14 protein-coding genes and 1 pseudogene are annotated in these 12792 nt (G+C 55.0%); all 15 read right to left on the bottom strand.

All coding sequences use genetic code 11. The annotated features are described in order from the left end of the window. Nucleotides 1-93: 93 nt before the first annotated feature. Nucleotides 94-402 (bottom strand): hypothetical protein, encoded by a 309-nt coding sequence (locus THIDRDRAFT_RS18405; protein ID WP_007042416.1) that lies wholly within the window; start codon nucleotides 400-402, stop codon nucleotides 94-96. Nucleotides 403-457: 55 nt separating this feature from the next. After that, nucleotides 458-2089, bottom strand: a complete 1632-nt coding sequence (gene tnpC, locus THIDRDRAFT_RS18400; protein ID WP_245535889.1) for an IS66 family transposase — start codon at nucleotides 2087-2089, stop codon at nucleotides 458-460. A gap of 48 nt (nucleotides 2090-2137) precedes the next feature. Continuing rightward, on the bottom strand, nucleotides 2138-2491 hold the full coding sequence (gene tnpB, locus THIDRDRAFT_RS18395) for an IS66 family insertion sequence element accessory protein TnpB (RefSeq protein ID WP_007042414.1): 354 nt from the start codon (nucleotides 2489-2491) through the stop codon (nucleotides 2138-2140). Then, nucleotides 2488-2844 (bottom strand): IS66 family insertion sequence element accessory protein TnpA, encoded by a 357-nt coding sequence (gene tnpA / locus THIDRDRAFT_RS26225; protein WP_007042413.1) that lies wholly within the window; start codon nucleotides 2842-2844, stop codon nucleotides 2488-2490. Before tnpA (THIDRDRAFT_RS26225) ends, tnpB begins: the two co-directional genes overlap by 4 nt. A gap of 131 nt (nucleotides 2845-2975) precedes the next feature. Continuing rightward, nucleotides 2976-3332 (bottom strand): IS66 family insertion sequence element accessory protein TnpA, encoded by a 357-nt coding sequence (gene tnpA, locus THIDRDRAFT_RS24835; protein WP_007042412.1) that lies wholly within the window; start codon nucleotides 3330-3332, stop codon nucleotides 2976-2978. Beyond that, nucleotides 3263-3901 (bottom strand): annotated as a pseudogene (locus THIDRDRAFT_RS26870) (methyltransferase domain-containing protein); the annotation flags it as partial. The pseudogene THIDRDRAFT_RS26870 and the gene tnpA (THIDRDRAFT_RS24835), both read right to left, overlap by 70 nt. A gap of 77 nt (nucleotides 3902-3978) precedes the next feature. Further along, nucleotides 3979-5328 carry a hypothetical protein gene (locus THIDRDRAFT_RS18375; RefSeq protein ID WP_139058801.1) on the bottom strand — a complete coding sequence of 450 codons (1350 nt, stop codon included), beginning with the start codon at nucleotides 5326-5328 and terminating at the stop codon, nucleotides 3979-3981. Nucleotides 5329-5367: 39 nt separating this feature from the next. Further along, nucleotides 5368-5925: an NUDIX hydrolase gene (locus THIDRDRAFT_RS18370; protein WP_007042409.1), complete on the bottom strand. Its 558-nt coding sequence runs from the start codon at nucleotides 5923-5925 to the stop codon at nucleotides 5368-5370. A gap of 3 nt (nucleotides 5926-5928) precedes the next feature. Then, nucleotides 5929-6627 carry a phosphoadenosine phosphosulfate reductase domain-containing protein gene (locus tag THIDRDRAFT_RS24045; RefSeq protein WP_007042408.1) on the bottom strand — a complete coding sequence of 233 codons (699 nt, stop codon included), beginning with the start codon at nucleotides 6625-6627 and terminating at the stop codon, nucleotides 5929-5931. Between the two features lie 3 nt (nucleotides 6628-6630). Continuing rightward, nucleotides 6631-7860 carry an NAD-dependent epimerase/dehydratase family protein gene (locus THIDRDRAFT_RS18360; protein WP_007042407.1) on the bottom strand — a complete coding sequence of 410 codons (1230 nt, stop codon included), beginning with the start codon at nucleotides 7858-7860 and terminating at the stop codon, nucleotides 6631-6633. Nucleotides 7861-7914: 54 nt separating this feature from the next. Continuing rightward, on the bottom strand, nucleotides 7915-8661 hold the full coding sequence (locus THIDRDRAFT_RS24830; protein ID WP_007042406.1) for an FkbM family methyltransferase: 747 nt from the start codon (nucleotides 8659-8661) through the stop codon (nucleotides 7915-7917). Between the two features lie 36 nt (nucleotides 8662-8697). Continuing rightward, nucleotides 8698-9474 (bottom strand): hypothetical protein, encoded by a 777-nt coding sequence (locus THIDRDRAFT_RS25805; RefSeq protein ID WP_216725653.1) that lies wholly within the window; start codon nucleotides 9472-9474, stop codon nucleotides 8698-8700. Between the two features lie 4 nt (nucleotides 9475-9478). Further along, nucleotides 9479-10555 carry a GSCFA domain-containing protein gene (locus tag THIDRDRAFT_RS18355; protein WP_007042404.1) on the bottom strand — a complete coding sequence of 359 codons (1077 nt, stop codon included), beginning with the start codon at nucleotides 10553-10555 and terminating at the stop codon, nucleotides 9479-9481. After that, complete coding sequence (locus THIDRDRAFT_RS25800) at nucleotides 10552-11916, bottom strand: glycosyltransferase (RefSeq protein ID WP_007042403.1); 1365 nt, start codon at nucleotides 11914-11916, stop codon at nucleotides 10552-10554. The genes THIDRDRAFT_RS18355 and THIDRDRAFT_RS25800 overlap by 4 nt, the downstream gene beginning before the upstream one ends. A 27-nt stretch (nucleotides 11917-11943) precedes the next feature. Continuing rightward, nucleotides 11944-12651 carry a hypothetical protein gene (locus tag THIDRDRAFT_RS25795; RefSeq protein ID WP_007042402.1) on the bottom strand — a complete coding sequence of 236 codons (708 nt, stop codon included), beginning with the start codon at nucleotides 12649-12651 and terminating at the stop codon, nucleotides 11944-11946. Nucleotides 12652-12792 lie beyond the last annotated feature (141 nt).

Here is a 12792-nt window from a genome sequence, read left to right as displayed (position 1 = left end):
GATTGCCGCTCGGCGTTCTTCGGAATACCCACTCATCACTCAGTTCCTCACGCCCCCAGATGTGTTAAGAAAGATAGCAGGGGCAGGTGACACTTATCCTGACACTGAGGGTGGGCGAGCACTCAGCAGCCCGATAGCGGGAATCTGGGTCTGGGGATCGATGGCCGCACGAAACCGGGCGAAGCCCCGGACCAGCGTCAAGCGCCGAGCCCCTTCGGCGGGCGAGGTCGTCGGCGACTGCGTCGCCCACTGCAGCGCCAGCTCGCTGGTGATGTGCGCGCTGCCCTGCTGTTCGAGAAAGACCAGGAAGCGCGAAAGTAAGCGCTGCGCGTCATTCATCTTGAACCCGAGCGCGCGGCGTAAGGCCAGATAGTCTTCAAGGGAGTGTGACAAGGTCTTCATTGGGCACCTCCCGGCCAGGGTGGGGCCAGGCGGCGCAACGTAAGCGTCCGGGGAATTACAGGATTGACCCAAGCGGCTTGATGTCGTCCATTGTCAGATTGTGCGGCAACAGTGCCGCGATGGCCTCTGGGGTCTTGGCCGAAGGTAGGTATTCGAAGAGATGGTTGAGGTAGGCCCAGGGCTCGAGGGCGTTGGCCTTGGCCGTCTCGATCAGGCTGTAGAGCAAGGCGCTGGTCTCGGCGCCCTTGGGACTGCCAGCGAACAGCCAGTTCTTGCGTCCGATGACGAAGGGCCGGATGGCGTTCTCGGCGCTGTTGTTGTCGATGGCGAGGCGACCGTCTTCGAGGAAGGTCGTGAGGATCGGCCACTGGCCGAGCGCGTAGTGCACCGCCTTGCCGAGCAGCCCCTTGGGCGGGGTGCGGGTGACGGTAGCCTCGAGCCAGGTCTTGATGGCGTCGAGGATGGGGCGGCTCTGTTGCAGGCGCGCGGTATGGCGCTCGGCGGGCGTGGCCGCGCGCAGGCGTTTCTCGACGGCATAGAGCTGGCCGATGTAGGCGAGCATCTGCTGGGCGGCGGCGCTGTTGCGCCCACTGGCGGCGTCGACGAATTTGCGCCGCACATGGGTCCAGCAGCCGGCATGGCCGATCACCTCGGGGGCATTGGCCACGACGCCGTAGGCACTGTAGCCATCGGATTGCAGATAGAAGGCTGGCGGTGGATCCGTCCCGCCGGCCTGGGCTGGGGTCTCGAGCAAAACGCCCTTGGGCACGCAGGCGGCGCGGCTGTCGGCATAGGCGAACCAGCGCACCGGCTGTCCGGGCGGCCCGCCGCAGAACACCCACATGTAGGAGGTTTGGGTGTTGTCGCGCCCGGGCTCGCGGAGCACCTGAACGGGGGTTTCGTCGACGTGGACCACCGCGCCCTGGCGCAGCAGGGCCTTGAGCGCAGCGGCGATCGGGGTGAGCGGTGCGTTGAGCTGGATCAGCAGCCCGGCCATGGTCTGGCGGCTCAGGTCGATGCCCTCACGCTCGAAGATCTTTTCCTGGCGATACAGCGGCAGGGCATCGACGAACTTGGCGGTGACGATCCCCGCCAGCAGTGAGGCGTGGGCGATCGACTTGGGGATGATCTGTTCGGGACGCGGGGCGATCTTGACCCCGACCTCGGCCCCCGGGACGTCCTGCGTCCGCGCGACGTACTTGGCGCGCTTGTAGACGATGACATAGGTCTGGCGCGGCAGGATGGCCAATTGCTCGGAGGTGTCATAGCCGATGAAGCTCCAGTCCTCCCCCATTGCGGCCTTCTCGTCCTCGCCAAGATCGAGCAGACGCTCGACACGAGGTAGATGGCTTGGCAGGGGACGGCGCACGGGTTGGCGCTTGGTCGGCGTCTCCTTGTCCTTGGCGGTGTCCGGCGCGGCGGGCGCAGGCAGCTCGGCCTCGAGTTCGCCGATGAGTGCCTCGAGCTCGGTTGCGTCGAACAGGCGCAGCTGGCTGTCGGGGACCTGATCGGCGCTGCGTCCGAAACGCTTGCGCTTGAGCAGCTCGATGGTCTCGAGCAACTGCGCGATGCGCTGCTCCTGAGCCCCGCGTTCACGCTCCGCCTCGGCCAATTGCTCGGTCAACTGGGCGATGATCGCACGCAGTTCGGCGGGGGCGTCGGGGAGGGGTTGAGCGGTGCTGGACATGCCCGGCATTATACCAGATTCCCTTGTCAAATCGGCGACTTACGAACGCTAGACGAGGTCGAAATCGGCGCGTTTATGCGCCTGAACCCGGGTCGGATCCAGCCCATCGAGCAACCACTGGAATTCACGCGCCGACAGCTTGACCGGCCCTTCGCTCGCCGACATCGGCCACCAGAAGCGCTCGCGCTCAAGGCGCCGGTACCACAGCCAGAAGCCGTTGTGCTGCCACACCAGGATCTTGAGCTTGTCGCGCCCGCGATTGTAGAACACGAACACCTGGCTCGAGAAGGGGTCGGCCTCGAGCACATCGACCACCAGGGCCGCCAGCCCGTCGATCTGCTTGCGCATGTCGGTCGCCCCGGCGGCCAAATAGACTTGCGTCTGTCCCCCGAGCCTGATCATGCCGCCAGGGGCTCCTGGAGCACCGCCAAGACCCGGCGCAGCGTCCTGGGTTCGAAGTCGGCACCGACCTCCAGGCGCAAGCCATTGGCCAGAACCAGGGTCAATGCTGGACCCGCCACCGGCGCGGGAACCTCGTGCAGCTCGACAGGCACCCAGCGAACCGACCCACCTTCGCCCTGGCGTGTTTCCTGATCACCAGGATCCGCGTCCTGACGCACTTGCTCGCGCCACCGATGGAAGCTCGTCACCGAGATGCCCTGCTGGGCGCAATACTGCGCCTGGGTCAGGCCACTCTTTGGCCAGCCTTCAACAATGGATTGCCACTGCTCGCGTGTGCGCCGTCGATCTGCCATGCTGAAACTCCTGTCGTGATGGAATGGAATTTCATCTTGCAGACTCGATTCTGGGCGGGATAGATGTAATTGGCCGGACGCTTACGTCGCCCCGGCGGCCAAATAGACTTGCGTCTGTCCCCCGAGCCTGATCATGCCGCCAGAGGCTCCTGGAGCACCGCCAAGACCCGGCGCAGCGTCCTGGGTTCGAAGTCGGCACCGACCTCCAGGCGCAAGCCATTGGCCAGAACCAGGGTCAATGCTGGACCCGCCACTGGCTCGGGAATCGCGTGCAGCTCGACAGGCACCCAGCGAACCGACCCACCTTCGCCCTGGCGTGTTTCCTGATCACCAGGATCCGCGTCCTGACGCACTTGCTCGCGCCACCGATGGAAGCTCGTCACCGAGATGCCCTGCTGGGCGCAATACTGCGCCTGGGTCAGGCCACTCTTTGGCCAGCCTTCAACAATGGATTGCCACTGCTCGCGTGTGCGCCGTCGATCTGCCATGCTGAAACTCCTGTCGTGATGGAATGGAATTTCATCTTGCAGACTCGATTCTGGGCGGGATAGATGTAATTGGCCGGACGCTTACCATTCTGCCGATGGTTGATGTTCCGCAGGTTGCACCGATTACGCGCCAGTGCCGTCAGCGCCGGGTCAAAACGGCAACCGCGATCGGTGAACTCGCGCCGCCAGTCCATCTCTTCACGTTCGGCAATATGACCATGACCACCTTGGCCCGGCCGCGCGCCGGAGAACAGGATCCAGCGCGCAGCGCGCGCCACCAGGAAGTCGAACAGGGCTTCGTGGCGATCGCGCGGAATGTGCTCTGCCACCTCAATGGTAAAAACTAGATCGAAGTACCGGTCCAAGACCGAGGGCACGACGGTCTCAAAGATATCGATGTTCAGTAGACGAACGTTGCGAGCGCCGTCAAGGTGCGCGAGAACCTCTGGCTCAATACCGTACGAAGGCCGAAGCGGAAGCATCCCTGCGAGACAGTTCGCCATCGCCCCAAGGCCACATCCAAATTCCAGAAAGTCTGCAGGCCGCAGCTGCTCTGCGATGAACCTCGCGAGCCCATCGTTTAGGTTCGGTCCGTACTACAGGTCAGCGTGGGTGGTGGCATCCCAGGCGCCACCGGCTTCGCCCTTCATGGAGTTCGGCTCCTGCCCTGGGTGATGACATTCTGAATGATCTGATAATCAGAGTTATCCGTGAGCGCCCGCGCGGTCTCTTCGAACAACCCGGCATAACGCCGCACATCCTCACTGATCCTGATCGACTTCAAGGTCAACGGATCGCTGCGCGGTTTGAAGCGCCCGGCGCTGTCGCGCAGAAAGCGCTCAACGTTGGCTTGGGCGTCGGCGCTGAGGTGCGCTTGCAGCGGGCTGAGCAGCTCGCTGAGGTAGGCGTTGATGTCTTCATACCGCAGCAGGCGCCAACCGAGTTCGGAGTGCTCGAGCGCCGGCACCGCCCAGCGGCGGAGGAAGCCGCTGATGTAGGCTTGGCATTGTTGTAGCCACTGACGCAGCGCCTGCCGGTCGATGGGCCGGTAGGCGGCGTCGATCAGGCGCAGCGCCTGGCGGGTGACCTCGGGCTCGTGCAGCAGGTTGACCTTTTTCATGCTGATCCCGTGCGCCTCCAAGACCTGATAGTGCTGTTGCATCTGCTCCAGCTCGAACCAGGAGGTCAGCACAAACAGCGGGTCGCGGATCAGGATCAGGCGGCGGATGTGCGGGGTGAGCGGATAGGCGGGGTCATCCAGGTCGAAGTCGTGCGACTTGAGCAACCGCAGCTTGGCCTGCGGCGGCTGCTGGGCAGCTTCGGCATAGGCAGTCAGCGCGCAGGGCATGCGCTTGCAGCAGCCGGGCTCTTGATACCACTCGCAGAAGGAGAAATGCCCCGGCAGCAAGCGCTCCAGGGTCTGCTTGAGGTAATGCAGGCCGGAGCGCGGCAAGGACTTGGTGTCAATCAGTTGGAAGTGCGCAGCGCCTGTCTGCTGGCTCAGCGCGGCGTACTCGGCATAGGCCTCGGCGGAGAAGCGCGGGCTGTCGCGATAGTCCTCGGGCGTTTTCGGCTTGGCGGTTGACGCTTTGGCGGACGTGGGAGTGGGGCTGGATTCGCGCAGCCACCAGTCGCTGTTGGCGTTGTCTGGCCAGGCGCCGCTGGCCATGGAACGGCGCAACCGAGTGGCCTGCCGCAGCGGGTCTGGATTGAGGCGCGTTGCCAAGGGCCGTTGCAGCGCGCTCAACACCCCGCGGGAAGCGAGATAGGCGGTGATCTCGGGCGCGATCCCCCAGTCGAGGGCGCGCTCCAGGGCCTGCATAGCGTCGGTCGCTTGCTGCTGCTGGGCCAGGCCGACGGCTGCGCAGAGGGCGAGCTTGGCGCGGTGCTCAGCCGAGCTAATCGCATTGACATCAATCTGGCTCAGAGTTGACCAGTTGTGCTGTTGCCAGTGCATGCGAGCCTGGGCGAGCGTGGGTGCGTGAGGATCAGTCATGGTGCGGCTAGTTTCCGGCAACCTGTCCGCCACGTCCAGTCAGATGACAGACAAGTCCGAGCCTCTCAGCCGCTGCCGCGCCCACTCCAACAGCACCGCCCGGCATTGCAGGCAATCGAGCGCCTCCAGCAGCGCTTGCACCCCCTCAACAGTGGCCGGGGCGGTTTGACCGATGTGCTGGGGTGCGATGGGGTAGGCGGGGTCGAGGGTGGCGACGATCCCCCAAAGCCCCTGGTTGGAGAAAGCGCTGTTGATCATCCAGGGCTGCTGGTTGATCGCGCTGACCTGGTGAATGGCGGTGTGGGGTACGCCGAGTTCGCGCTCCAGCAGCAAGGGCGCCATGTCCTCGGGGCGCTTACCGGCGGACAGGCGGCCGCCGGGGAAATCGAGCGTTTCGCGCTGGATGCCGGGGCGGAAGGTGGGGCGCACGCAGATCAGGCGCCCGACCTGAACGGGCAGAACGATGACCGAATCCACCTTCTCGACCCGCCAGTACTCCAGCTCGCGGCCCTGATCGCACAACCAGCGCTCGCCAATCACCCGCACCCAGTCGGAGTCGATGCGGACGATCTCGCTCAGGCGTTTCCAGGCACTCATGGCTTAGCCCTCCGGCTCAGGCGTTGATGTGGCGCTGTGCTGCACGCCGCAGTAGTCGCCGATTAAACATTCGCCGCGTTGATCGCGTCCCTTGGTCGGGTCCCAATGGTCGGCGTTGATCGGCAAGCCGTGGAGCTCAAGGTAGTCCAGCGCATCGGCCTTCTGCCAGTCGAGAATGGGATGCACCTGGTAGACCCCGTTCTTGAACTGGATCGGCGCGGCGGCTTGGCGCTCCGGGGTCTCGTGGCGCATGATGCCGCGTAACCACATGCGCGGTTTCAGTTCGGCAAAGGCGCGGTTGAGCGGCTCGTGCTTGATCTTGCGCACCACCAGGGAGAAGTGCGGGGAGGCGGGATCGCGCCAGCCCGCGTAGTGGCGTTCGATGTCGCCTGGCGCTGGATGACTGCGATAGATGCGCAGGTCGAAGGCTTGCGCGCGAAAGTACTCGACCATGGCGTAGGTCGCGCGGCAATAGAAGCCGTGATCGACAAAGACCAGCGGAAAGTCCTTGCCGATCACCGAGGCCACCAGATGCGGCATCAGCGCCGAGGTCTCGCCGCCGGAGGTGGTCAGCAGCAAACGACCCGCCGCGTCCTGATGGGCTTGGCGGATCATCGCCCGCGCGCTGTCCAGCGTCGGGTGCGCAGGCATCTCGCGGCCTGCGCCGGTTTCGCCCCCCAGGGCGCCACGCACGACGGGCATGGGTCAATCTCCGGCGTCGACTTGCCCGTGTTCATCAAGGTGATAGCGCGCGTTCACCGCCTCGAAGCGATCATGATTCCAGGCCGAGACACAGGGAATGCGGGAATGGTCGCAGCGATCCGCGTACTTGTGCGCAATCTCGGTGACCTCTTCCATCAAGCCCTCGCTCAGGGTGATGGGCTCCAGGCCGAGATTTAGGAAGCGCTTGTTGGTGACGTGAAGCTCGTTCTCGTCGTCTTCCTTGCGCGGGTTGGGCACATGATCGATCGTCACGCCGGTCCGATCCGCGACCATCTTGGCCAGATCACGCACACGATGGGTCTCGGTCATCTGGTTGTAGATGTGCACCTTGTCGCCGGGGTTGGGCGGATTATCGATCGCTAACTGCACGCAGCGCACGGTATCTTGGATATGGATGAAGGCGCGGGTTTGGCCGCCGGTGCCATGCACGGTGAGCGGATACTGAACCGCCGCCTGCATCAGGAAGCGATTGAGCACGGTGCCATAGTCGCCGTCGTAATCGAAGCGATTGATCAAACGCTCGTCACGCTTGGTCTGCGCCGTTTGGGTGCCCCAGACAATGCCTTGGTGCAGGTCGGTGACGCGCACTGCGTCGTTTTTGTTGTAGTAGAAGAAGAAGAGTTGATCCTGCGACTTGGTCAGGTGATAGACGCTGCCGGGATTGGTCGGATACAGGATCTCGGTGTCGATCAGGTTGCCCTCGTCGGTCTGCACCTTGATCGGCAGATAACCTTCGGGGATCTTCATCCCGGCGGTGCCGTAGCCGTAGACGCCCATGGTGCCGAGGTGCACCACATGGATATCCTGGCCGCTTTCGACAATGGCCGCGAGCAGGTTGTTGGTGGCGTTGAGGTTGTTATCGACGGTGTAGCGCTTATGCCAACTGGTCTTCATCGAATAGGGCGCGGCGCGTTGCTCGGCGAAGTGCACCACCGCGTGGGGTTTCCAGTCGTTGAGCAGATCGAGCAGGCGCTGGTAGTTGCGTGCGACATTGATGCGCTGGAAGGCGATCTTTTTGCCGCTCAGGTCGCGCCAGGTGTGCAAGCGCTGGCTGAGCGGGCGAATGGGGGTCAGGGACTCACATTCGAGTTCGACATCGATTTTTCGGCGGGAAAGGTCATCGACGATGGTGATGTCATGGCCGAGATCGGAGAGATGGAGGGCGGTTGGCCAGCCGCAGAAGCCATCGCCGCCTAGGATAATGATGCGCATGGGTTGCCTCTTGTGATTTTTTGCTAAAGAGTCGTCCGCCAAATTTTAAGCCATTTAATTTTTCGATTTTTGCTTATCTGAAATCGACTTGTAATATGCTAGCGACTCTCTAATAGCTTTCTTTCCGCTGGTATACAATTCCCTAGCAGCAAGAGGAAGCTTTGCATTGGCAAAGCACAAATCAATGGAATGCAAACGATCATCATCCGGCCTTCTCAACGGCTGAACTAAGTCATACAAAATAAAGTCATGCGCATAGTAATAATCGATGTAATCTTTAAGCTCTGCTCCACCTCCCCAAGGTCCGTAAACGGGAACTTCCGTAATAACAATATCAATCTCCTTAAGCAATCTCTCCGCTCCTTTTGCTACATCGAGATCATATCCCTGAACATCAGTTTTTAACAAGATAGGATATGTTATTTCTTTATTTAAAAAAAAAGAGTCTAGTGTCGTAACCCCTACTTCGTATTTTGTGTCTTTTGGAACAGTTTTTTCCGTAAAGCAGAAAGTCGATATTTGATGCAAACCTTCATCTTTAGGAATATAAAACTCGGCAATTTCTTCTTTTGAGCCGAGAGCCAATTGTATATGCTCTCCTTTTATCGACTTTAGTATTTCGGAGATTCGTTTTTCAAATGATGGTACCGGTTCAAATAAGTAAAAATATGCAGCAGGGAATTCCTCGTACAACCAAGGCGTACCATTTGCAACGCCCGCATCAATAACGGTTTCTGGTTTAAACCCCAAATCTTTAAGGTTATTAAGTAGCTTATTATAACCAACATAGGCGGCTCTCATTCCAAATTCCTCTTGTTAATCGATGTTAAGTCACTTTCATTCAGAAGGAACACCCTGCAATGCAACAGCATTCGCTATCTGCCTAAGTACCAGCTCACCATATCTTTCAGTAGGGTGCAATCCATCCGAGGCACCCATGAGATCCGGAGGCGAAAAATAGTCCTCGCGCCCAATACCAAGTGGGTAAGACAGAAGCGTCATATTATGTTTTTCGCAAAAATTTTTCATAAATAAATCTCTCTCTTGACAAAAAAATTTATGCGCGCCAAGCACGTCTTCGTACATGCTGTTAAGCGGCCATTCTGGGTGATTTTGTATATCTTTTGACGGCAGAGGAAATGGCTGAACCAGAATATCTTTACAAAAATATTTTCTTAAAATCATCAAGAACTTAATTCCAGGCTGACTCAACAAAGTCCCTTCAATTATTTTTTTATAGCATGGAACTGAAATATATCTGCTTGTTATAGCGTTAGGTTTCGGACAAAAATCAAAAATAATGCCTTGCCTAGTTGCTGGGCTAGGATAATAAAATCCACCATCAATGTAACCCAAAGCACTAACAACAATCAAATCATAATTGTCTAATGGAATAGATGGGGTGTTTTCAGGGTAAGCGCGGGGTGGGAATTTTGGGTTTATTCCCTCCTTTATCAACTCAAGCAAGCCATTGTTTACAGTTAAATACGGACCTGTACCACCCGGTGTAACATAAAAAGATATATCACCAAATTGACCAAGAATTTCTGGCTGAACGTCGTAAGCTTTCTTTAAACAGGCGAGTTGCGAATTTCCCACAAGTAAAATATTCATCATCTCACCTGCTGAACGCATCTAATATCGCTTCTTCACAAACGAGATTTTCAAAATCTTCATCAGGTTCGGATACTTTTTCCGATGAGGAAGATCTTAGCAGCAAATTTTCATTGTTAACGAGACCTTCGTGCTCCAAAAAAAAAGCTTGCATGACAGCATTGACCCCACTCTCTCTAACTGAACGCAAATTTTCCTCAAAAAATTGATAATCTGACCAAGGATTAGAAACAATCTCATAAGATGGGAAATAATCGATATCGTGTTGGTGCATTGATAATTGACCTGCCACCGCTCTCAGTACCGACTTTGAATACGTCGTAGCTAGCATCACATGTTTATCGGATGCCGTCGCTGTAAGTGGAACAGGACTGACAGTCAAAATAAATTTACATTTATTCTTTTTAATCTGCTTTTCATGAATAATTTTTTTAAACGTATTAAAATCATGCCGAACTTCCTCAAATAAAAAGTTCTTAAATTTATACCGAGACGGGTCAAATGTTCCAGCGATTGTGCCTGGCGCAGTAGGAAACACCGTGCCGCTTTCCTTGTGCATCCATGCTTCGGTTAATCCAAGCGTGAATATGAAAAGATCCATTTTCTCAAACAATTCCCGGACTCGACCAAGATGGTACGCACGATGCGCTAAAACCTCTTCTGGAGATCCCAATCCGTCGGGCTCGACTCCCGGGCGAAATGCATCATAATAACGACCGTTTTTTCCCTCCCAAACAATTTCTCCCGGCAGCCATTCACTAAATGCCTCTTTTGCCAGCTGCAACAATTGCCGCACAGTATAAATATTACCATATCGTGCTGAATATATTGAGAAACCAAAGCGTTTTTGATCGGTTATCAGCAGCCCTTGAGGGGGGGGCTCGACATCCATAACGCGGTAAGCATTTTCTCGGAGATGGCGCCCAATATGCTGAGCAAAACAGCTACCAGCCGTCGCAATTTGATCCTTTTTGTCGATTGACCATTTCTTTTTATATAAATTTTGCGGTACAGTTGTTGCCGACTTCGCAACAGCGGCACTCCAAAAAGAGGTTTTCGGTAAATTAGTATATGGATTCATATCTTAAAAGCTTCGAGTGAATCAATCCCGTCGAGGGCAATCATTCGGTGGTGATAACCACCTATCGCATGCAAAATAGCATAGAAAGATCCTTGTGAATGCTGGTATTTTTGCCGCGCCTCAATACGTCGCAGGTAACCGCGCGGATCGTGTAGGTGGCGATTTTCTTTTGTTCGCTCGACTAACTGTTGTTGCCTCGTTTCATCGAATACATTCGTCATATCAAAAAGATATTGTATTTTTACGCTCATGTCTGATGAGACGCAATCGATATTCCGATCAGCATACAGGGCGCAAACGCTATCTGGAGTTGCGATAATCCGACAACCCATCGTCAGTGCTTCAGCCAGTATGCCACTACCCCGAACGCGATACCGCTCGTCATATAACAAAAATATCGCAGCACTTTCCTCCATTTTAGCGTGGTATTCGGCTTCCGCTAATGGTTCATTCCATAAGACAATATCCAAATCGGCTTTTAATGCTTCTAGTTCGTTAATTGCGTTTCTTATCGACGGAGTATACCCGACCTTTTGTGGTACACAGTGAATAAAAAACTGAATATTGGCTTTCGCTTTTTTGACATGATACAAGCTGTCACGATAAGCCCGTAACAACTCGACAACTTTTAGAAAACCTTTCTCCTCGCGGGCAGCACCAAGGTAAGACACAATCGGCTTTTCCGACAGATCAGCGCGGACAACCCTTTCGACTGACAAACGGCAACGAAGAGGGATATGCAGCGGAACATGGTTGACACTTGTCCGAACAGCGTAATGATTCACCAGTGACTTATTTTCCACCCAAAAATACACTTTTCCGTCTTTCAATGCACACTGGCTTGATATCATGGATATTGTTTTGCATAAATCACGCCCTCGAAGATTACCTGGCATGAGATCTTCATTGTAGGGTGTGCATAAATGTATCTCGGGAAGCGTTTTTACTTCTTTCTGATTTAGCCGATTGATTAGCAGAAGCAATCCTGCATAGACCTCGCCAATAGCTGTGTGAAACAAAACGACATCATCGGAAGCTACATGCTCCTCACGGAGAAACTGCAGAAATTCGGAATAGAAATAATCTCCTGGTTCTTTTTGCCCCTTTATTTCATCGACAAAATAGATTGAAGCAGAAAAAAGCGGAAGGAATCGGTAATGAGCGTTCTTGGATAAGGCCTGCTTCCCTCGCTTGTTTGTCAGGATAGCAACCTCGTACCCTGCCTCCGTTCCAGCGTCCGCGATCGTGACTGATAGCCCGTAATGATGTCCTCTCAAATCGTCAAGTGAGGGGTCTGCAACGAATAGTCGTTTCTGTTCATGTGGTTTGGTCTTAAAGCCTGCATATACTTTGAGGTTCATGATACCTGATTCTATCAACGAACGAATTTACACAGAAGCCTGACTGCACGAATCGAAACGCTTTACCGCTTCGAGATAAATATCATAATCTAAATTATCGTCTCGATGGCATTGAAGAAACTCTTTATCATTAAGCAATTCCATGACATTCTCTTTATGGCGCTCTGATTTATTTGTAAAATTTTCCTTGATTAAAAACTTACATTCAAGGAAAGATCCTAAACGGACCGCACTTTCTGAATATCTTTCAGAAAGACCTATAAAAGCATAGCGATCAAGAACTGTTTGAATGTCACTTATCTTTCTAATGTTTAGCATCATAGAAATATAATTTTTATTTTTCAAAACACTTTGTTTTAATTTCTTTAAATCGTTGAACCCCCCCCCTTTTTTTCGACGGATTCCAAAAAAATACATCGAGAAACTCAATTCAAGCGGTTCACGAAGATAAGTAAATACAAAAAAATCTTGCCTATTAAATAAACCTGGATAACGGTTTTGAATTGTATACCGCTCGTCGCCAAGCAGCAAACCCTCCCAATGTCCACAGAGGATTTCTTTTTGGCTAAGTGCCCTGAGATCGCGCAGAGGTCCAAAACCCAACGAATCACGCCCTTTTTTTAATTGAGGAATATCAGTCCTATAGTCATCAATTAATGTAAAATGTTGACGCAGCAATTCATTTCTGACCGCAGAGCCAGCGGTTTTCGGAATATGATGGAAACAATATCGCATTGCACACATTCTCCTAGTTTAATGTCTTAGATATGCCATTCGGCATCTGGATCACGATGTAATATCGCCACAGTGATTACGATGTGTAAGTAACGAGTGAGAAACAAAGTATACGTTGCGCTGAGCGCCTATGAAGTTTGC

The organism is Thiorhodococcus drewsii AZ1 (assembly GCF_000224065.1).
Lineage (GTDB): Bacteria > Pseudomonadota > Gammaproteobacteria > Chromatiales > Chromatiaceae > Imhoffiella > Imhoffiella drewsii.
This window is presented reverse-complemented; position numbering and strand designations above follow the sequence as displayed.

Bases quoted from the DNA above. Each gene is read 5' to 3' on its own strand.
- THIDRDRAFT_RS18405 (WP_007042416.1), bottom strand. From the start codon at position 402: ATGAAGACCTTGTCACACTCCCTTGAAGACTATCTGGCCTTACGCCGC.
- tnpC (WP_245535889.1), bottom strand. From the start codon at position 2,089: ATGTCCAGCACCGCTCAACCCCTCCCCGACGCCCCCGCCGAACTGCGT.
- tnpB (WP_007042414.1), bottom strand. From the start codon at position 2,491: ATGATCAGGCTCGGGGGACAGACGCAAGTCTATTTGGCCGCCGGGGCG.
- tnpA (WP_007042413.1), bottom strand. From the start codon at position 2,844: ATGGCAGATCGACGGCGCACACGCGAGCAGTGGCAATCCATTGTTGAA.
- tnpA (WP_007042412.1), bottom strand. From the start codon at position 3,332: ATGGCAGATCGACGGCGCACACGCGAGCAGTGGCAATCCATTGTTGAA.
- THIDRDRAFT_RS18375 (WP_139058801.1), bottom strand. From the start codon at position 5,328: ATGACTGATCCTCACGCACCCACGCTCGCCCAGGCTCGCATGCACTGG.
- THIDRDRAFT_RS18370 (WP_007042409.1), bottom strand. From the start codon at position 5,925: ATGAGTGCCTGGAAACGCCTGAGCGAGATCGTCCGCATCGACTCCGAC.
- THIDRDRAFT_RS24045 (WP_007042408.1), bottom strand. From the start codon at position 6,627: ATGCCCGTCGTGCGTGGCGCCCTGGGGGGCGAAACCGGCGCAGGCCGC.
- THIDRDRAFT_RS18360 (WP_007042407.1), bottom strand. From the start codon at position 7,860: ATGCGCATCATTATCCTAGGCGGCGATGGCTTCTGCGGCTGGCCAACC.
- THIDRDRAFT_RS24830 (WP_007042406.1), bottom strand. From the start codon at position 8,661: ATGAGAGCCGCCTATGTTGGTTATAATAAGCTACTTAATAACCTTAAA.
- THIDRDRAFT_RS25805 (WP_216725653.1), bottom strand. From the start codon at position 9,474: ATGAATATTTTACTTGTGGGAAATTCGCAACTCGCCTGTTTAAAGAAA.
- THIDRDRAFT_RS18355 (WP_007042404.1), bottom strand. From the start codon at position 10,555: ATGAATCCATATACTAATTTACCGAAAACCTCTTTTTGGAGTGCCGCT.
- THIDRDRAFT_RS25800 (WP_007042403.1), bottom strand. From the start codon at position 11,916: ATGAACCTCAAAGTATATGCAGGCTTTAAGACCAAACCACATGAACAG.
- THIDRDRAFT_RS25795 (WP_007042402.1), bottom strand. From the start codon at position 12,651: ATGCGATATTGTTTCCATCATATTCCGAAAACCGCTGGCTCTGCGGTC.